Origin of the sequence: Salibacterium halotolerans, assembly GCF_900115625.1 — a bacterium.
Lineage (GTDB): Bacteria > Bacillota > Bacilli > Bacillales > Marinococcaceae > Salibacterium > Salibacterium halotolerans.
The window spans coordinates 20780-40532 of record NZ_FOXD01000019.1 but is presented as its reverse complement, the minus strand read 5'-3'; the positions used below and the strand labels follow the sequence as shown (position 1 = coordinate 40532).

Annotated in this window: 15 protein-coding genes; 10 read left to right on the top strand and 5 right to left on the bottom strand. The window is 47.8% G+C overall.

Features of this window, described 5'->3' with window-relative positions:
* Positions 1-280: 280 nt before the first annotated feature.
* From BM124_RS14315 to BM124_RS14295, 4 genes are all read right to left on the bottom strand, one after another.
* The gene (locus tag BM124_RS14315) at positions 281-1639 is read right to left on the bottom strand and encodes a PTS ascorbate transporter subunit IIC (RefSeq protein WP_093338527.1); all 1359 of its coding nucleotides are present in this window, start codon (positions 1637-1639) and stop codon (positions 281-283) included.
* A 35-nt stretch (positions 1640-1674) separates the two neighbouring features.
* The gene (locus tag BM124_RS14310; RefSeq protein ID WP_093338525.1) at positions 1675-1941 is read right to left on the bottom strand and encodes a PTS sugar transporter subunit IIB; all 267 of its coding nucleotides are present in this window, start codon (positions 1939-1941) and stop codon (positions 1675-1677) included.
* A 1-nt stretch (position 1942) separates the two neighbouring features.
* A complete protein-coding gene (locus BM124_RS14305) occupies positions 1943-4051 on the bottom strand; it encodes a BglG family transcription antiterminator (protein WP_170841163.1) in 2109 nt (702 codons plus the stop codon).
* A 511-nt stretch (positions 4052-4562) separates the two neighbouring features.
* Positions 4563-5075, bottom strand: a complete 513-nt coding sequence (locus tag BM124_RS14295; protein ID WP_093338520.1) for a MogA/MoaB family molybdenum cofactor biosynthesis protein — start codon at positions 5073-5075, stop codon at positions 4563-4565.
* A 129-nt stretch (positions 5076-5204) separates the two neighbouring features.
* Between BM124_RS14295 and BM124_RS14290 the strand changes: the two genes are divergently transcribed.
* The 5 genes from BM124_RS14290 to BM124_RS14270 all read left to right on the top strand — a co-directional run bounded on the left by BM124_RS14290 (position 5205) and on the right by BM124_RS14270 (position 10243).
* Positions 5205-5903 carry an AIM24 family protein gene (locus tag BM124_RS14290; RefSeq protein ID WP_093338519.1) on the top strand — a complete coding sequence of 233 codons (699 nt, stop codon included), beginning with the start codon at positions 5205-5207 and terminating at the stop codon, positions 5901-5903.
* A gap of 90 nt (positions 5904-5993) precedes the next feature.
* On the top strand, positions 5994-6743 hold the full coding sequence (locus BM124_RS14285; protein ID WP_093338517.1) for an SDR family NAD(P)-dependent oxidoreductase: 750 nt from the start codon (positions 5994-5996) through the stop codon (positions 6741-6743).
* 83 nt (positions 6744-6826) lie between these two features.
* A complete protein-coding gene (locus tag BM124_RS14280) occupies positions 6827-7573 on the top strand; it encodes an SDR family oxidoreductase (protein WP_170841162.1) in 747 nt (248 codons plus the stop codon).
* Positions 7574-7884: 311 nt separating this feature from the next.
* Entirely contained in the window at positions 7885-8778 is an 894-nt protein-coding gene (locus BM124_RS14275; protein ID WP_170841161.1) for a TetR/AcrR family transcriptional regulator, read from the top strand.
* A complete protein-coding gene (locus BM124_RS14270) occupies positions 8759-10243 on the top strand; it encodes an MDR family MFS transporter (protein ID WP_244504350.1) in 1485 nt (494 codons plus the stop codon). The genes BM124_RS14275 and BM124_RS14270 overlap by 20 nt, the downstream gene beginning before the upstream one ends.
* A gap of 322 nt (positions 10244-10565) precedes the next feature.
* Here BM124_RS14270 and BM124_RS14265 read toward each other — a convergent pair whose 3' ends face one another.
* Positions 10566-13103, bottom strand: coding sequence for a rhamnogalacturonan lyase (locus BM124_RS14265; protein WP_170841160.1), 2538 nt, complete (start codon positions 13101-13103; stop codon positions 10566-10568).
* 284 nt (positions 13104-13387) lie between these two features.
* Between BM124_RS14265 and BM124_RS14260 the strand changes: the two genes are divergently transcribed.
* From BM124_RS14260 to BM124_RS14240, 5 genes are all read left to right on the top strand, one after another.
* Positions 13388-15466: a sensor histidine kinase gene (locus tag BM124_RS14260; RefSeq protein WP_170841159.1), complete on the top strand. Its 2079-nt coding sequence runs from the start codon at positions 13388-13390 to the stop codon at positions 15464-15466.
* Between the two features lie 213 nt (positions 15467-15679).
* A complete protein-coding gene (locus BM124_RS14255; protein ID WP_093338510.1) occupies positions 15680-16834 on the top strand; it encodes a M24 family metallopeptidase in 1155 nt (384 codons plus the stop codon).
* A gap of 12 nt (positions 16835-16846) precedes the next feature.
* On the top strand, positions 16847-18358 hold the full coding sequence (locus BM124_RS14250; RefSeq protein WP_093338509.1) for a BCCT family transporter: 1512 nt from the start codon (positions 16847-16849) through the stop codon (positions 18356-18358).
* Between the two features lie 49 nt (positions 18359-18407).
* Positions 18408-19106, top strand: a complete 699-nt coding sequence (locus BM124_RS14245; protein ID WP_093338507.1) for a TetR/AcrR family transcriptional regulator — start codon at positions 18408-18410, stop codon at positions 19104-19106.
* A 77-nt stretch (positions 19107-19183) separates the two neighbouring features.
* Positions 19184-19705, top strand: coding sequence for a M15 family metallopeptidase (locus BM124_RS14240; protein ID WP_093338505.1), 522 nt, complete (start codon positions 19184-19186; stop codon positions 19703-19705).
* The last annotated feature ends 48 nt before the right edge of the window (positions 19706-19753 follow it).

Genomic DNA, 19753 nt, shown 5'->3' with positions numbered 1-19753 from the left:
ATATAAGAATACGAATTGGGACACGACGAAAGCACCTCCCACTGGATCGACGACGGCGTCTTTTGATTTTCCGGTGAAACCGGATGAGGTGGACGGCAGTCATTATTTATACACCTTCGCCGCGGCGCGCAGCGGAAATGACAAACGATTAGAAAAGAGGGGGGGTTCTTTTCTCCGGATCCGGACGCCAACTTTCTGTTTTTTCTGAAAATAAACCAAAAAACGCTTCCGGCTCTTCTGCACGATAACCGGAAGCGTTTTGTACCATTTCCACCATTACTTACGAAGTGCTGCTCTCCTGTTTCTTGTAGGATCTCCAGCCGGCAGCAAAGCAGATGGCGAGAAGCAGCAGTACAATAATGGCAAACAGCATATTGGATGACACAATATTGCTTATATTTCCAAGAATCAGACCAACAACGCCGAAATCGGCATCCCCGAATGTCGTACTTTCAAATCCGAGTGTGCCAAGGACGGGAAGCAGCAAAGCCGGAAGAAAGCTGATCATGATACCATTGGCGGCGGAACCGACAATCGCTCCAGCACGACCGCCTGTGGCATTCCCGAATACACCGGCAGCCGCTCCGGTAAAGAAGTGCGGCACAAGGCCGGGCACAATTACTGCGAGGCCGAAAACCGGCAGCAGAAACATGCTGATTAATCCAGCCACAAAACTGATCATAAATCCGAGGATCACGGCATTGTTGGCAAACGGGAAAACAGTCGGGGCATCCAGAGCCGGCTTGGCGTTTGGCACCATTTTATCCGCAATCCCTTTGAAGGCAGGTACGATTTCTCCAAGAATCATACGGACTCCGGCAAGAATGATGTAAACGCCGGCAGCAAATGTGAGGCCCTGCATGAAGGAAAATACGAGAAAGTTCTGCCCGCCGCTCAATTCGCTTTCAATAAAGGAACTGCCTGCGAATCCGCCGACAACGAGGAACAGAATCACCATCGTCAGCGAAACGGCCACCGATGTGTCCCTCAGGAAACCAAGGGATTTCGGAACATTGATTTCTTCGGTGGATTTGGACTTGTTCCCGATTCTTCTACCGATGAACCCGGCCACAAAATAGCCCATGGAGCCGAAGTGTCCGACGGCGAAATCGTCTGATTGTGTGATTTCTCTCGTGTAGGGCTGCAGCAGTGCCGGGAACAACACCATAAGAGAACCGAGAGTAACAGCTCCGAGAACGATCATCGAGAAGCCCGACATCCCTGAAGTAGTGAGAATAACGGCGATCAGGCAGGCCATAAACATAATATGATGCCCGGTCAGAAAGATAAATTTAAAAGGCGTCACCCGTGCCAGAATAATATTTGTAATCATGCCGAACAGCATAATCATCGCTGTTTCTGTACCAAAAGAGTCCTGGGCGACCGCGACAATCGCCTCATTATTTGGAATCACGCCATCTACGTTAAACGCGTGATTGAACATGCTGCTGAATTGGCCGAGCGACCCTTGAATAACTGAAGCGCCGGCCCCTAAAATGACAAAACCAAGAACGGTTTTTAATGTTCCGGAAATGACATCCGAAAACATCTTCCGTTGTACCAAAAGACCAATGAAAGCGAACAGACCGACTAATATCTCGGGCGTACCCAGGATATCATTCATTAAAAGATCAATCATTTCTAATCCCCCTTCTCTCCTTTATGACACGCTGTTTATAATCTTTCTTCGAGCACACGGCGCAGTTCTTCTTTATCCAGCAGATTGTTCAGCAGGGCGATATTGCGGCTTCCGTCATCCAACGAGCGGAGTATATCTTCCGACCCGATGAAAAGGTCCGCCTGCTCTGTCTTGGCTGTAGTTAAATCTGTGTGGGAGACGCCGGCTTCGGTGTTCATGTCCTTGAGGATACTGTTTACGTTCATTTCCACCATCATCGAACTTCCCAGTCCATTTCCGCATACAACGACAATCTTTTTCATGTTATTGTCCTCCTTGTAATGAATAGTGAGTCACGAGACTTAAGATATCTTCTGCTTTCTCAGCTTCCAGCAGCTGTTCGGTATTTCCGGCGTCTGAAAGCATTTCCGTCAGTTGGGATAGTGCCTGCAGGTGTGTTTCGTTATCAACGGCGGCGAGTACAATCACAAGTCTGGCCTGGTGCTTCTCCTGATCCGAAAAGAACACCGGATGTTTTAAATGCAGCAGACTCATGCCAAGCTTATCCACCCCCTCTTCCGGTCTGGCGTGGGGAAGTGCAATATGAGGCGCAATGACAACATAAGGGCCGTTTTCCCGGATGTTTCCAATCATGGCTTCCACATAGTCCTGCTGGATATGCTCCAGCCGTAGAAGCGGATCCGAAGCAAGCCGGACGGCATGTTCCCAGTCCTGCACTTCCTGTTCAAACTGAATTGTCTGTTCGGTTAGTAATTCATCCAGCATAGGTTTGTACGTCTCCTTCTTAACCGAATGGCGGCTTGATAAGAAGCTCTCCAGTTTTTCCTGCAGCGCCTCTTTATCATGAATGTCGGTATGGTGATCAATGATATTCATCAGACCCTCTATATTGTGAAATCCAGCGGCGTCGGGTTTTAGACATTTGCGTGCCCGGTAAACGACGGATTCTCTGTCCGTTTCGTTCAAAATGGTCGGCAGATAAATGATAGGAGTCTGTTTCTGTTTAATAAACGATGTCGAAAAAACAATATCGGTCTCAACCGGCTGATTGTTGTACTCTCTGATGGAGAGCGTGTCTGTAATCATGATCTCGGGAAGCAGGGATTCCACCTGCGCTCTTACCATTCCGGAAGCGGCGATGCCGTTTTCGCAGACTACCACGCCGCGGTATTTTTTTACACTTGTCTGGTTTTCCCTGCGGAGCCAGCCCCCGAAGTGCATGGCAATATAGGCTGTTTCCTCTTTCGGGATGGGGCTGCCGATGAATGATTCCAGGTGGGACAGGGAACGTTTTGTTAAATCATAGATGTCGGGGTAATGAGTCTGAATATCCCTGTAGTAATGATTGTTTAAAGAAAGTCCGTATTTCAGACGAAAGTACGTCGGCTTTAGGTGCACAAACAAATTGTCCTCAAGCTGTTTTCTTTCTTCGAAAATAATGCAGGCTGTTACCTGGAAATCATCCACAATTTTCTTGATGACCATCCGCAGCTGCTCCATCGCCTTTGTATTGGAGCCCGTTCTTGGGTCATAATGAACCCTGGAACCAAGAATCTGAATCGTTAACAGGTGAATCTCCTGTTTGGGAAGCGGTTGGAACCCTTTTTCGCGGAGGCGGTCATTTAACTGCCGGGCTGCTTCAAAGGCACGGGTGCTCTCGAGAATCTTTTTTTCTTCTTCGTCTACGGCCAGAGAGAAATCATGGGATTTTCTCTGGACAGCGATCATAATCTGCAGAATGAGAAGCTGGAACATGTCTTCGGTGAAGGAAACGTCCAGCACGTCTTCCAGCGCCGCGATTTCGTCCTGAATAATGGAAAACAGGTTCGTTTCCTCTGCCGGATCGGAAGGGTGGAGTATATGATTCAGCTTCTGTTTTATATGGTCATTGTTATTGTCCGTGAGCAGAGTGGTCATTGTATCGCTCATCATTTGTCTTTTCTCTTTTTCCTGTCCCTGTACGACATAACCTGTGTTCTCATGGGCAAGGGTCAGGCCTCTGGCATCCATATCCCTGCTGATTTTCTGCAGATCGCGGAAGATGGTGCCCCGGCTCACCTGCACGTTATTTTTCAGATCCTGCACAGGGACAGGCTTATGCTGCGTCAATAACGTCAGTGTGGTGAGTCTGATGCGCTCTTCCGGTGAAAAACGGTAATCCCATTCATCCTGCAGTGTCAGTTTATCCGGCAGTACCTCAGCGGTTTGTTTTGTCAGAAAAAAACCCTGACCGTACGGTTTTTGAATAGGTTCCAGCTGTTCCTGCCGGAGCCATCCGTTGATCTGATCGATGTCATAATAAATAGTCCGCTGGGAGACCCCGAATTGTTTCTTGAGCTGCTCCATTTCTACTTTCCTGTTTTGTTGATAAAGATAATGAAGCAGCGATATTCTGCGTTTATCGAGCACCATGGCCAACCCTCCTTTTTGCAGCATTTGATTTTGCAATGTGATACTTTATGCTGGATATATTATTATGATATACCGTTTTCACCTCTAATGTAAGGGGTTTATATGTTCAATGTTTGTATGAATGGAATTTGCAATGTGGGACTTTATGACGTCTGAACAAGAAAGTTTGTTCAGGTAAGATTTGGGGATGGATGGGGAGGGATAAGCGGAATAGTTAAAAACACCAGGAATGTATATTATGATGGGAAAAGGAAGAAGGAAAGGAGACAGTATGATGTTGTTTGGAAAGACTTGTGGCATCTGTAAAAAGAAAATCCGCGGATACAAGCCGCGTTATTATATTACTCCTTCCAGTGGAAAAAAGGTACCAGTGTGCAGAATGTGCATGGAATACGCAGAACGCCGGGCGTGGCCGAAAGCGTGAGCACCAGTGCATGAAAGCGCGGGTGATCTGTGACCTCCAGGATACGGACGTACCGGTTTTTCGCACGTCCGTATCCGTGTGCTCTGCTTAGAGGTCCTTCTGGATTTCACGGATGACGTGGCCGAGCTCCGGGAGGATCAGCCGGTTCAGTGCCAGCCGGACGGCACCGGAAGAACCGGGCATGGAGAAAACAGCCGTGTCTTTGTACACACCGGCCACCGCCCGGCTTAATATGGCGGCAGTTCCGATATCTTCAACAAAACTTAAATACCTGAACATCTCCCCAAATCCCGGCATTTCTTTATCCAGCAGCCCGTGAACCGCTTCATATGTAGTGTCCCTCTTTGCTATTCCCGTCCCTCCATTGAGAAGCACAGCATCAATGGCTGCATCGGCCCCTGCTTTCTGCAGCAGGAACTGGATCCGGTTATCGTTATCTTTAACAATCCGGTAGTCTATGACGAGGTGCCCTTCCCCTTCCAGCTGCTCCTGAATGAATTTCCCGCTTTTGTCCTGCGCGGCGGTTCTTGTGTCCGAGACGGTAATGACCATGCATCTCACCTGTTCCGGTGCTTCCTGTTTATGCTCATATGTCCCCATAGGTTTCGCTCCTTTCGGTGGCTGTGAGGTTTATTATAACATCACCAGGGGAAATAAAACCGCGTGAAACGCAATTTCGGAATTTTACGTATGACAAGGCATACTATCATCTGAAAGGAGTTTGGAAACATGAGCAAATATTCTATCCAGGAGTTAATTCAGCAGACGAAACAGGATGATGCGGAGAGGGAATTTTTCGAACTGGAAACGCCGAGAATTCTGGAAGTCAATTTAAATGGTGATGTGTGGGCAAAGACAGGATCGATGGTGTCCTATACCGGGGATATAAAATTCGAACGGGAAGGCATCATGGAACATGGGCTCGGCAAGTTCTTTAAGCAGGCCTTCTCCGGCGAAGACACTTCCTTAATGAATGCGAGCGGGACGGGGAGGCTGTATCTGGCTGAGCAGGGCAAAAAGGTGACCATCATCAATCTGCAGAACGAATCGCTGACGGTGAACGGCAATGACCTGCTGGCTTTTGACAAAAACCTGGACTGGGATATCAACATGATGAGAAAAGTGGCCGGTATGATGGCAGGCGGTATTTTTAATGTGTCTCTTGAAGGAACGGGCAGTGTAGCGGTCACTTCCCACTATGAGCCGCTGACTTTGATGGTGCGGCCGGAAGAGCCTGTTATCACGGACCCCAATGCGACTGTCGCCTGGTCCGGCCACCTGGAACCGGAATTCAGGACCGATATCAATGTGAAAACGTTTTTCGGACGTGGCAGCGGGGAGTCGGTGCAGATGGAATTCAAAGGAGAAGGCTTCGTCATGATTCAGCCTTATGAAGAAGTCTATTATTCTTCGTCCAATAAAAGCTGAAAAAACGGATGAAAACATTTCTTTATGGATAAAAGACATTTTTAACAATAATAATAACTCCAGGTCATATAACCTGAGGAGGCGTTAAAAATGAAATTAAGTAACAGAACTGCTGTTGTCACCGGAGGCGTAGCAGGAATCGGGCTGGCTGCCGTGGAACAGTTCTGCCTGGAAGGAGCCCGCGTCGTCATTGGTGATGTGAGCGAAGAGCAGGGATATCAAACAGAGGAACGGCTGAATGGAGAAGGATACTCCGTTACATTTATGAAGGCTGATGTCAGCAGTGAAGCTGATGTGGAAGCGCTTATAAAGAAGGCTGATGACACATACGGCTCCGTCGACATCCTGTTTGCCAATGCCGGCATCGGTGATACTACCGCCGCACACGAGCTGGAATTAGATAAGTGGAACAAGTTAATGGACGTAAACCTGAACGGAGTCTTTTTAAGTAACAAACATGCGCTTCAGTACATGCTTGAACAGGAAAATGGGGGTGCGATTATCAATAACGCATCGATTCTCGGTCATGTCGGCCAGGATTCCATCACGTCTTACTCTGCAGCCAAAGGCGCAGTGGTCAATATGACAAGAACTCTCGGTGTAACATACGCACAAAAAGGAATCCGTGTTAACGCTGTTTGCCCGGGTTACGTGGAAACACCGCTTCTTGGAGAAAGTATGGATAAAGAGGCAATCAATCAACTAGCTCAGGCTCATCCCATCGGACGTCTCGCTCAGCCGGAAGAGATAGCGAAAGCCGTCACATTCCTTGCCAGTGATGACGCCTCATTTATGATCGGATCGAGTATGATGGTGGACGGCGGATATACCGCACAGTAAATAAAGGCAAAAGCGTTTCTTTTTGGATAAGGAACGCTTTTTACTATAATGAAAATGAACCACATAATAAAGGAGGAAATGTTTTGTCTAACTTAAAAGATAAAGTAGTCCTTATGACCGGGGCTTCGAGCGGTATTGGAGAGGGTACGGCGAAAGAACTCTCCGACAATGGCGCGAAACTGGTCCTCGCCGCACGCCGGGAAGAGCGTCTTCAGGAGTTGACGGATGAAATCAACCAAAACGGCGGCGACGCTGTCTACAAAGTAACGGATGTTACGTCACGTGAACAGCTGCAGGAACTGGCGCAGAAAGCACTGGATCAGTACGGCCGCATTGATGTGCTCGTCAATAATGCCGGGTTGATGCCGCTTTCCTTTATGGACAAGCTGAAAATTGATGAATGGGACAAGATGGTAGACGTCAACATAAAAGGCGTTCTCTACGGCGTCGCAGCTGTACTGCCGACGATGCGCGAACAAAAGGCAGGACATATTATCAACATTTCTTCCGTTGCCGGACACACCGTAGGACCCGGCATGTCCGTTTACAGCGGAACGAAGCATGCGGTGCGTACGATTACCGAAGGACTCCGTCAGGAAGAAGCACTGGCAGAAAGCAATATCCGTACGACCATCATTTCACCGGGAGCTGTAGCAACCGAGCTGCAGGAAACTATTACCGATGAAGATGTGCTGCAAGGGTTAAAGAGCAGCAATATGACACCGATTCAGTCGAAAGATATCGCAAGCACCATCCGGTATGCGATCGAGCAGCCGGAAGAAGTAGCTATCAACGAAATTCTCGTACGTCCAACGTCCCAGCAGGGTTAAATAGTAGAAAAAGCTGTCCATCCGGGCAGCTTTTTTTTGAGCAGAGAAGGGGAGTGCTGAATAATGGAGGGTAACCGCTGAAAAAAGCAGGAAACTTTCTTCATCTGTCTTCTTCTGATAGGGTGAAACGCATGGTCTGCAGCGCGGCATCCAGTTTCTCAGGAAAGACAAAAGGTCGGCTGTACAGGCTTCGTTCCTGATAAAAAGATCTTTATGCGCATCCGTTGACGAAAGGATAAAAAGGGTCTAAGATGTACGTTGTGACTCAATAATTACTTTTTATGACTGGTTGGTCAGAAGGAGGGAGAGTGGTGAGTGATAAGAAGCAGGAAATCATGGACACGGCCATCGAGTTGTTTTCCGAAAAAGGATATTATTTCACCTCGATTCAAGAGATCACAGAAGCCTGCGGGATATCCAAAGGTGCGTTTTACAGGCACTTTGCTTCCAAAGAGGGCATGATGCTCGCCTTACTCGAAAGCCACCAGAACACCCTTCTTCGCGAAGCGGAATTATACAGTTCCGGCAAGGATCTCCCCGCTCACGAACAACTTATATCAAAAATTCGTCTTGAGCTTGAAAAATCGGTGGAATACCGGTCTTTTTTTCGGATTCTTTTCACCGAGTTCATGCCGACAGAAAACAGTGAGGTCAACAAGAAAATTAAAGAGTTCCAGACCGTACTGCGCAGCTGGCACCAGCAGTCTTTGGAAGATGCGTTCGGCAGCGATATCGCACCTTTTCTTCAGGATGTAACGGCCGTGATGGAAGGTGTGCTGAAAGAATACGTGATGCTGATAATGTGGTACACCCAGACGGTACCGTTATGGAAGGTGGCTTCGTTTATCTTTGAAACCGTGCATGCTTTAGTACGGCAGCTCCCACATCTCGAACCTGCCCTTCCAGCCGGTATAGAAGATACGCTGGAAGCTTTCTCGGGCAGAGATGGGATGAAACGGCAGATGCAGCTTCTACTGGCGGAAGTGAGCAGCCGCTATGCCGAGGAGAAGATTCGTCAGGATAAGCAGACGATGGAGCTGGTGCTTGAAGAACTGGAACATGACCACCCGCGTGTGTTTTTAATTGATGCACTGCTGGAAGCTCTGCAGCAGCGATCCTACGTATCAGGAAGAATAGAGGATATTATTCATATCTGGAAAGAATGGAAAGGAGATGTATTGAATCATGACTTCACTAATGAATGATTCCTGGAATTTACCGCCGCTCAAAAAGTGGCTGATGGTTGTGTCCCTGATGGCCGGGGCGTTTATGGGTATTATCAACGAAACGCTTCTTGCCACAGCGCTTCCGACCATCATGGATGTGTTTTCCCTGGAAGAAAGCACTGTACAGTGGCTGACAACCGTCTTTCTGCTGACAAACGGAATTATGATTCCTATATCCGCGTTTTTGATTGAACGCTTTACCACAAGAGGTCTATTTTTAACGGCCATTGGTTTATTTGGTCTGGGCACATTGATCGCAGCCATCGCCCCGACCTTCTCAGTGCTTGTGCTGGCACGTGTCGTGCAGGCCGCAGGTTCCGGTATTATGCTGCCGCTTTTGATGACTGTGCTGCTCGCGGTTGTACCGCTGGAACGGCGCGGCCTTGCGATGGGGCTTGCCGGTATTGTCATTTCATTTGCCCCGGCTATCGGTCCGACGCTGTCAGGCTGGCTGCTTGAACACTTTGAATGGAGAGCATTGTTCTATACCGTGCTGCCGATTGTGGTTGTAACGATTACGCTGGCCTATCTCTGTGTTCAGAATGTGACAGAGCTGACGAAGCCGAAAATTGATGTCCCGTCCATTATCCTGTCTTCGTTTGGTTTCGGAGGGATTCTATACGGTTTCAGTAAAATCGCGGAAGGTGGATCAGGTGGAACGACCGTTGTGCTGAGTATTTTGGCCGGCCTGGTTATTCTGTTCTTCTTTATCCGCCGTCAGCTTCGTATGAACGTTCCGATGCTGGAGTTCCGGCTGTTTCAGTTTCCGATCTTTTCAATATCTGTTGTGATTACCATGGCAGCTCTGATTTCCATGATTGGCGCGGAGACCCTGCTTCCGCTTTACATGCAGAACGTACTCAACTTCACGCCATTTGAGTCCGGACTTATGCTTCTGCCGGGAGCGGTTGTCATAGGTATCATGTCGCCGATCACCGGGCATCTCTTTGACAAATTCGGAGCGAAGTGGCTTGCCATCACCGGTTTGACCATAGTTACGATCACAACATTTCTGTTTACCAATATTACGCTGGATACATCGTTTGCGTATCTTGCAACCATCTATGCCATCCGCATGTTTGGCCTGTCCTTTGCGATGATGCCGGTTGTCACTTCCGCATTGAACCAACTGCCGCAAAAATGGTATTCACACGGCTCAGCCATGATGAACACGATGCAGCAGATTTCCGCATCGCTCGGAACGGCTATGCTTGTTACGATGATGGGAGTCGGCACCGCACGGTACGGAAGCGGCTCTGGAGCAGGAGCGGAAGCAGGTTCCCAGATGATGAGAATGGCACAGCTGAACGGTTATCAGTGGGCCTTTATGGGAAGTACAATTCTGGCTTTCGTTGCCCTCGTGCTGTCTTTCTGGCTCCGTTCGAGAAAAGACGAAAAGGCTGCCAACTACGATCAGGAACAGCATCAAGCAGCTTCCAGCTGAGGGATGGGGATGAAATAAAAATCTGAACCCGGCTGCTTCGGTCTGGATGAGAAAAAGGCTCCCGATTATCTTTTGTGATAAGCGGGAGCCTATTATTTTTTGAAAACATTTAGGTTTTCTATGCAGCCTCGTCCCTCAGCAAAAATAAATGGTAGAGTAGTGTCCGAAAGATACAATCTATGGGACACTACAATGCCCGCGGCAGACAATAGTGGCTGCAAGTGGCGTCCGGGAGCCGCTAATGGTCTGCGGTAGATGGATAGTGTCTCATAGAACAGGCTTAACGGATACTAGAGGCTGTTTTTGAACATGTAGTGTCCACCTAGAGTTGATCTTCCCACGAGCGGATAACCGACATGGCTTGTTGTCTCAATTCATCTGCGGCTTCTTCGCTGATATGGTTTTCGTTGTTCGGCGCCATCAACTGGGAGGTGAATTTATACATGAAATGACGCGCCTGTTTGATATTTTCTTTTTCAGCATGATGTTTTGCCTGGCGCAGTTGGTTCCCCAACTTCTGCTGCATAGGTTTGTTGATTTTTCCTTCTTGAATGTAGGTCCTGAACGTGTCCTCGAGCTGTTCGAGTGGATTGTCCGGCTGGACGTCAGGGACCGGAACGTCGGCCCAGTTCATATCCGAACCGAAATAGAAACTTGGATAAGCCGGCTGGTTATATCCTGAATTCTGCCAGGATATCCCGGTTCGGTACTGTGGATCGTGCATCAGCGTATAAAGTTTGTGGTCTGTCACTTCCGTGTTCATATACATTCGGATGGCGGAACTGTCTGTGGTGCGGACAAGCATTTCTTCACGCCAATCTCCGAATACGTCAGCCACCAGACTTGGATTTCCCTTCGTATAATTATTCGTTCTTGTTCCCTCGGCGGTAAGGACCGTACCTTCCTGCCAGTCGTTAATAACCGGTGTTTCCTCAATGGCACCGTCTATGATTTGAGTCGTCATATCGGCGGACCATTTGATGTTCATGTTTGTTCCGGGCATGTCTTCGCTGATACGTCTTCCATCTGCGGTCCATAATCCTTCCGCCCATGTTTCCAATCCTTCGTATTCAGGATTGACATCTCCAATCATGCCGCGTCCGGTGTCCTCTCCGGTATATTCCCCGTAGATAACCTCTCCGTTCTCTGCATCCCGCAGCACATATCCATACGGAGCGTAGGCGCCGGGTTCATGAACCGTGAAAATCTCAAGACCTTCCCGGTCCGGGTCGATGTCAGCAACATGCATCGCATCTCCGTGACCGAAACGGACATTTGCTCCCGGGTCCGCGCTTTCTTCGGGCAGTGTATCAAAAGAACTGTAAAGCAGGGAGCCGTCGTGGTCAATGGTCGCGGATCCGTAAATGATTTCGTGTTTTCCATCTTCATCTACGTCGGCCGTGCTGAAGGAATGATTGCCCTGTGAGGTGATAGAGCTGAACTCTTCATTCGTTCCCGGTGTGCCATGTGGACTGTCGTTAAATGGATTGTCCATCGGAGTCCAGCCGCTGTCCACGTACCAATGCTCCCGTAATTCCTCCCCGTTCCAGCTGTAGGAAACGAGAGAAGTTCTCGTGTAATAGCCCCGGGCAAATACGGCATACGGCTTTTTACCATCGAGATAGGCGGTACCTGCCAGTAATCGATCTACCCGGTTTCCGGGCTCGATACGGCTCATAGCATAGTCCCCCCACATCAATCCGTCATCATGACGAGCGGGCTTATAATCCACCGTGTCCATTTCTTCACCGGTTTCTCCATTGAATACGGTGAGATATTCCGGCCCTTCCAGGATAAATCCTTCAAGTTCTCTCAAATTGTTGCGGTCACTGCGTGATGGTGCATATTCGTCCATAAAGTAATCCGCAAGACTTTCTGCGTCTTCTCTGGATAATGGATATTCATACCGCGGTTCAATGCCGAAGCTTTCTTCCAACGTCTCCGGCCAGCTGCCGTTTACGACTTCTTCGTGCTCATGCCACCCCATAAACATCTCAACGATATGATTGTAGTAATCTTCGCTGCTCATCCGGTAATCGTCAGAATGGCTGTAGCCCGCTTCTTTATCCTCTTTAGGCATCGTGATGTATTCCTCTGACTCCACATCCCCGTTTTCATCATAATGTATCACTTTCGTTCCGGGAGCGGTCTTGAACATCAGTTCCGCTTTGCCGCTATTGTCAAAATCACTGACAAGAAACTGGGTGTAATGGGCACCTGACCGGATATTTCTGCCTAGGTCAATCCGGTAAAGCAGTTCTCCGTCATAGGTATACGTATCAATGTACGTATTGCCGGTGTACCCGTTCTGGGAGACATCCTTGGAGTTATCCGGGTCCCATTTCACGACGTATTCATATCGTCCGTCGCCGGTAACATCTCCGACACTCATATCATTGGCATGATAGGTGTACGTTTCGCCGGCCGGTGTTACTCCATCATCCGGTTTTTGGAGCGGCAGTTCATAATAGTTTTCCGCCCAGGGTGTTACTGTTTTACTTGTGGATTCCACGGAACCATCTGTCACGGCTTTAACAACGTATTCGTCATCAACTTCTCCGTCTTCATCTAAATAGTTGGTGCTGTTCTCTACTTCAGCGATTTTTTCTCCATTTCGGTAAACATGAAAATTGGCACCGGTCAGCCCGGTGTCCGAGTGTCCGGTGACTTCTCCTGCAAGAAGACGCCAACCCAAAAAGACACCATCAGCGACATTTACGGCTTTCAGTCCACGATCGAGATTTTCCAATTGTACCGGTGCCTGTTCCGCGGCTGCAGCATTTGAAGCAGCAGTCGGTGCATGTGGTACCGTCCATGCACAAATTAAAGCAGCGGTTAACATAACGGGAAACTTTTTCATAATAATCCTGTCCCTTCCTTTGTAGTAAGCGCTTACAAAATGAACGTAACTTTATCGTACAATAGATGGCTGAGAAAAATAATATCGTAAATGTTAAATACCTTTCGAAAATCAACAATCTGTAAAAGGAAAAACAAGGGCGTGTGTCTAAAGTTGTAAATGAGTGGAGATAGAGAAGAATAATAGGTGTTATCGTTGTATATTGATGAGTATGGATAGGTCGTTTGTATGATAAACTTTAATAGAAGTAAAACGGAAAAACTCCGTACATGGGGCGGTGCAAAATGAAAACGATAATCTACACGCTTTTTCTTATACTGGCATCGGGGATCGCCGGATGTGGAAGTCCGGCTGTGAGTAATGATTCAGCCGCTTCAAACGGGGTGATGACTCTTCCGGAAGACGGACAGGGGGAAGAGGTATACACACTGGATGGTGAATGGGAGTTTTACTGGCAGCGCTTTGTGTCTCCTTCCGAGGTATTCGGAAGCGGAACGGATGCCCTGCATGTTCAGACTCCTTCCGCCTGGTCTGATATCCAAACAAAAGGCGGTACGCTCCCTGATAAGGGATATGGAACCTATCATCTTGAAATGGAACTTCCGGAAAACCTGGCGGACGATACAGCCGGTATATACATACCTGAAATCGCGACGGCTTATACGTTGTGGGTGGATCAAAAGGTTTTAGCTGAAAATGGAAAACCTGGTGTGAACCGCAGCAGCATGGAGCCCGAGCATCATCCGCAGACGGCGTATTTTAAACCGGAATCGGATGCGATCGACCTTGTGCTGCAAGTATCGGAGTATTACCAGCGTAAATCCGGGTGGTGGGATTCCTTTTATATCGGATCGGCAGAGGACATTCAAAGCATGAGGGACTACAATATATCCCGGGAAGTGTTTCTCGTTGTCAGTCTGCTTGTGATGGGACTTTATCATTTTGGTATTTTTGTACTGCGGCCGAGTGACCGCGCCCCCCTTTTCTTCGGCGGGCTCTGCCTGGCTGTGGCGGTGCGGACCCTGCTGCTTGGGGAAGTTCTTTTTCTCCGCTTTTTCGCAGGTGTGCCGTGGGAATGGATGCTGAAATTTGAATACTGGAGTTCGTGTCTTGGCATCGTGTGTGCCATGTTGTTCATCTATACACAGTATAAGAACGATATGAACATATTGATACGGAATTCATTTTTGACAATTTTTTCATTAATGGCATTAGGTATTCTCGTGACGCCGGCCCTCATTTTCACAGAAGGTATGCTTTATCTTCAGAGTGCGGCGGTTCTTGGGCTGGTTTACATTAATATTGTGTTATGGACTGCGCTCGTCCGCAGGAGAAAAGGAGCGCTTGCTCATACTGCCGCGACGTTTATTCTGCTTGTTTTCGTTGTGAATGACACGCTGCATTACAACCACGTCATTAATACAGGAGAGACGGTTTCCATCGGTGTGTTTGTTTATCTGTTTGCCCAATCTTTTATTCTGGCAAGCCGTTTCACGAGTGCGTTGACCCAGTCCCGTCAGCTGTCCGACCGGCTGGAAAAAGCCAATCAGACCCTGGAGGACAAGGTGGAGCGGCGGACACGCAAACTATCGGAGACGAATCAGGAGCTTGAAGATGCCAATCACAGGCTGGAACGCATGTACCGTGCCAGACAGGAGTTGATGTCCAATATTTCCCACGAGCTGGGCACGCCGATGACGTCCATTCAAGGTTATATCAAAGGGATGCTCGACGGAGTGGTTGACCGCGGAGATCCGACGTATCTTAAGCTTGTCTACAACAAGACGCTCCTTCTTCAGAAGATAACGGATGACCTGCGGGAACTTGCCAAACTCGAGTCCGGCGGCATCACGTATACGTTTGAAGAACGAAATATGAGGGACTATGTGGAAACGATATATTTCATTTATAAAGAAGAAATAGAGCGGAAAGGTATATCGTTTACATGGGAAGATCATCTCCCGCCCGAACGGAACGGCGTCGTATCCATCGATCCGATCCGTATGGAGCAGGTACTTTCCAATCTGCTGCTGAACGCAAGAAAGTTCACACCTGCCGGCGGCACGGTCACTCTCGTCGTGCAGGAAAATGAAAGCCGGGATTCGATTATCATCGCTGTCAGAGATGATGGTCCTGGAATCGAAGAAGAAGAGCTGCCTAATGTATTCAAGCGTTTTTTCAGAGGCGGGGCCAATGTCGTGAAAACAGAAGAAGGGGTGGGCCTTGGTCTTGCCATCTCTGCTGAAATTGTTCGGTCCCACGGAGGAGAAGTGGGAGTGGAGAGCAGAAAGGGAGAGGGCAGTCTGTTTTACTTTCTCCTTCCAGTTTCAGGAATAAAATCTATCAATCATACGGAAGAATAAAGAAGGTGCGGACGTATGAGGTTGTATATAACAATCTCATGCTTTTTTTCATTCGATGTGAAAAGAAGAGAAAGAAATAACAAAGTATATTTCATTATATCGTTGAAATACGCGAAATTTTCAAAAAAGTAGTTGAAGCTGTATACCCTTATTGTTATCATGTTTTTTATATGAACATGTTCATATAAATTATTTAGTACTTGGAGGTAAATTATGAGTATTCCAGCGGAGAAAGTACGGGAACGGCTGCACGCTTTGCGCTCCCGGATGGAAAAAAAGCACATTCAAACAGTTATATTATGGGATCCGGACAATCAATATTATTTTAGCGGATTTAAGGCCATATCGTATTCCCGTCCCATTGTCTACTGGATTTATGAGCAGCAAACAGCTTATATCATTCCGGAACTGGAAGATCTGCACGCCGAAGAGAACGCCTATACCGATTCTTTTCATGTGTACCATGAACGATATAACAAAGGCAGCAATGACACATCGTTTCTGGATCCATTCATACGACTTCTTCAGAACCTTCCATCTGATACCAGAATAGGCGTTGAATATGAAGTCATGCCCGCTTACGTTTATCAAGCTGTTCTTGATCACGGCCATGATGTGGTGGATATCGGCGAAGATATTATTGACCTTCGGAGCGTCAAAGACGAGGAAGAAATAAAATGGCTGGACGAGGCGGGAAGGTTATCGGATGTAGCGCTGGATGCCTCATTCCGCCATCTCAAGACCGGCATGAGTGAACTGGAATTTGATTCGTACGGAGATCAGGCTTTTCTTCAGGCTGCGTCAGAGAAATATCCCGAAGTGGTAGTGGGGTATGAAAATTGGACGTGCTCCGGGATAAGACGAAGCGCGATGCCGCATCTTCATTCCAGTACCCGGACATTTGAAAGCGGAGATCCGGTCGTGCACAGCAGGCAGGTATGGATTAATGGATACCGTGCTGAAAATGAACGAACGTTTTTATTTAAAGATCAAGCTACAGAAGAACAAAAAAAATTATTAAAACTGGCAGTGGACGCGCAGCAGGCAGGTATGCAGGCCGTTAAGCCCGGTGTCCGCGCGTGCGATGTGGATCTGGCTGCCTATGAGGTAATTAAGGAAGCGGGTTTTGAGGACTATATTGACCACCGTATCGGGCACGGTCTTGGTTTATCGGAACACGAAGAACCTTATCTGCGGTTTGATAATGAGCGGATTCTCAAAGAAGGAATGGTATACACAATTGAACCAGGAATTTATGTGCCGGGAGTCGGTGGATTCCGTCATTCAGACACCGTCATTGTCACAGCAGATGGTTCCCGCAGCATCACCCACTATCCCCGTTCTTATGAAGAAATGCTGATAGAATAATAAGGAGGTATTATGAAATACAGCAAAATAGATCATTCCATCTTCTGGCCTTCTGTTATCATCACCGTGCTCCTCACGTTAACCCTGGTTATGTTTCAGGAGAGTGCAGGACCGGTATTGACCAATATATTAAACGATTTAACATACCGCCTGGATTGGGCGTTTGAATTTCTGACGGTAGGACTGTTTATCCTGCTGCTTTGGCTTGTTTTCGGAAGGTTCGGCAAAGTGAAAATGGGGGACCCGGATGACCGCCCCGAGTTTTCAAGGTTCAGCTGGGGAGGCATGTTGTTTTGTGCAAGCATGGGAACAAGCATCATGTTCTGGTCCATTGTTGAACCCCTTTATTATTACACCGGCCCGCCATTTGGTATAGAAGGAAAAAGCACGAAGGCTGCAGAGTGGGCGGTGGCCTACGGCTTGTTCCACTGGGGGATATCCGCATGGGCATTGTACGCGCTGCCGGCTGTAGTAATAGCCTACTCCTTTTTTGTGAGAAAAGATCCTTCGTTAAAAATCAGTTCAGCCTGCCGCGGAATTCTTGGAAAACACGCGGACGGATGGCTTGGAAAAGTCATTGATATTCTGGTGATCTGGAGTATGATCGGCGGACTTTCGACATCACTGGGCTTAGGCGTTCCGATGGTTTCTCATGTCAGTGCGGAACTGCTCGGAATCGAACCTTCTCTGCCGCTGAGTATTGCTATTATTGTCGTTTGGACCATTATTTTCACCGCCAGTTCCTATTTAGGCCTTTACAAAGGCATCCGAAAGCTTAGTGACTGGAACATTTATATTGCAATTGCCCTGGCGGTTTTTGTTCTGATTACAGGTCCGACGTTATTTATACTGACTTACTTCACGGATAGTCTTGGATTAATGCTGAACAATTTCATGCGGATGAGTTTATATACCGATCCTATTAACCAGGGCGGCTTTCCGCAGGCATGGACCGTTTTCTACTGGGCGTGGTTTGCGGCGACGGCTCCGTTTATCGGATTGTTCGTAGCACGAATCTCCAAAGGTCGTACCATTCGGGAGATGATCACTAATATTCTGCTTTGGGGATCGTTTGGAAGCTTTTTATATTTTGCCGTTTTTGGCGGCTATGCGATCGATCTTGAACTGGGAAATGCCGGAGCACTAACTTCTGTCCTGGCAGAAAGTGAACCCCAGGTCATTGTTGAAGTGTTGAAATCACTCCCGTTCTCCACCTTTGTTATGATCTTTTTTACCATTCTCGGGTTTATCTTTTTGGCAACATCACTGGATTCAGCGACCTATGTGATTTCGGGTGTTGCGACCACCGATTTACAGGAGGGGGAAGAACCGGCACGGTGGCAGCGCCTGCTGTGGGGTATTATTCTTTCCGCTCTCGCGATTTCTCTTACTATTGTAGGGGGACTTAATGTTGTGCAGACCTCTTCGGTCCTCGTTTCGGTGCCTGTATTGATCATGTATGTTCTGCTGGCCGCATCGCTGGTTAAATGGCTGAAAGAAAGGGAACAACCTGTGAAAGAATAGATGTTTTCGATATAATAGAGGGAACAGGAAGTCAGAAAGAGGGAAAAAGATGAACGGGAGCACAAAAAGAAAAGAAATACAGCGCAGACGGATGTGGCACTATTTTATTGATGCAACAGCAGCCCTTATCGAAGAAGAAGGGATGGAGCAGGTCACTATTAGAAAAGTGGCGGAACGGGCAGGCTTCACAAGTGCTACAGCCTATAACTATTTTGATGAACTGTCCCATTTGATATTTTTTGCTTCGATAAAGTTTATGCAGGGATACGTTCAGGAACTCCCCTCCTATATGCAGCAGGGAAACAATACGGTGGAAACCTGGCTTCATGCGTGGCGCTGCTTTGCAAAGCATTCGTTTCGCAACCCCCACACCTATGCAGCTGTGTTCATCGACAATCTCGGCGCTGTGCCGGGTGAGATGCTTCAGGAATACTATAGTCAGTTCAGCAGTGAATTAATTGGTATCCCTGAAGAGATTGCCCCGTTTATCATAGAACATAATCTGGAGAAAAGAAGCAGTATTTACCTGCAGGGCGCGGTGGAGGAACATCTTCTTTCGTCTGAAAATGTAGATATGATTTCAGATGTTACCCTGATGATCTGGCGTGGTATGATGACGACCCTGCTGAACAACCGCCGGCATGTCACACCTGATGAAGCAGAAGAACGAACGATGAATTATGTGATTCATGTAACGCTTCAGGCAATGGAACCCGGCACGCAATCCTGTATTACGGAGACGTTCTGAACACAGCATTTCTTTTTTGACATATTTGGACCTATGCCGTATTTTCTCTTGTAAACACCTTTAGAAAGGAATAGATTATGACACTATATTCCGGCTGGGATCTAACATTAATCGGCGTTCTTTCTATCATTCTACTTGCAGCTTGGCAGCAGGATAGACAAGACCGGATAGAAGAGATGGCGGCCCGGTCCAGCCTGCATCCTGAAGTGGAAGAAATGAAGCAGGAATTTGTGGAGCAGACGGCAGAGCAGGGAATAGATGTTGTCATTACGCAAGGGTACCGTTCAAAAGAGCAGCAGAATGACCTGTACGCCCAGGGACGCAGTGACGAAGGCAGTATCGTCACCTATGCAAAAGGCGGTGAATCCTATCACAATTACGGATTGGCTGTCGATTTCGCCTTGAGGAAGAACAACGGGGACGTGACATGGAATACAGAATATGACGGGAATGAGAACGGCGAACCGGATTGGCAGGAAGCAGGAGATATTGCCAAGCGTATCGGATTTGAGTGGGGAGGCGACTGGCAGCAGTTTCAGGACTTTTCCCATCTTCAGTGGAATTCGGGAGTGAGTGTGGAAGCATTGCAGAATGAATAATAGAACCCCCTTTTTGGCGTCTGCAGCTGAAAAGGGGTTTTTTTGGAC

Bases quoted from the DNA above. Each gene is read 5' to 3' on its own strand.
- BM124_RS14315 (WP_093338527.1), bottom strand. From the start codon at position 1,639: ATGATTGATCTTTTAATGAATGATATCCTGGGTACGCCCGAGATATTA.
- BM124_RS14310 (WP_093338525.1), bottom strand. From the start codon at position 1,941: ATGAAAAAGATTGTCGTTGTATGCGGAAATGGACTGGGAAGTTCGATG.
- BM124_RS14305 (WP_170841163.1), bottom strand. From the start codon at position 4,051: ATGGTGCTCGATAAACGCAGAATATCGCTGCTTCATTATCTTTATCAA.
- BM124_RS14295 (WP_093338520.1), bottom strand. From the start codon at position 5,075: ATGGGGACATATGAGCATAAACAGGAAGCACCGGAACAGGTGAGATGC.
- BM124_RS14290 (WP_093338519.1), top strand. From the start codon at position 5,205: ATGAGCAAATATTCTATCCAGGAGTTAATTCAGCAGACGAAACAGGAT.
- BM124_RS14285 (WP_093338517.1), top strand. From the start codon at position 5,994: ATGAAATTAAGTAACAGAACTGCTGTTGTCACCGGAGGCGTAGCAGGA.
- BM124_RS14270 (WP_244504350.1), top strand. From the start codon at position 8,759: ATGACTTCACTAATGAATGATTCCTGGAATTTACCGCCGCTCAAAAAG.
- BM124_RS14265 (WP_170841160.1), bottom strand. From the start codon at position 13,103: ATGAAAAAGTTTCCCGTTATGTTAACCGCTGCTTTAATTTGTGCATGG.
- BM124_RS14260 (WP_170841159.1), top strand. From the start codon at position 13,388: ATGAAAACGATAATCTACACGCTTTTTCTTATACTGGCATCGGGGATC.
- BM124_RS14255 (WP_093338510.1), top strand. From the start codon at position 15,680: ATGAGTATTCCAGCGGAGAAAGTACGGGAACGGCTGCACGCTTTGCGC.
- BM124_RS14250 (WP_093338509.1), top strand. From the start codon at position 16,847: ATGAAATACAGCAAAATAGATCATTCCATCTTCTGGCCTTCTGTTATC.
- BM124_RS14245 (WP_093338507.1), top strand. From the start codon at position 18,408: ATGAACGGGAGCACAAAAAGAAAAGAAATACAGCGCAGACGGATGTGG.
- BM124_RS14240 (WP_093338505.1), top strand. From the start codon at position 19,184: ATGACACTATATTCCGGCTGGGATCTAACATTAATCGGCGTTCTTTCT.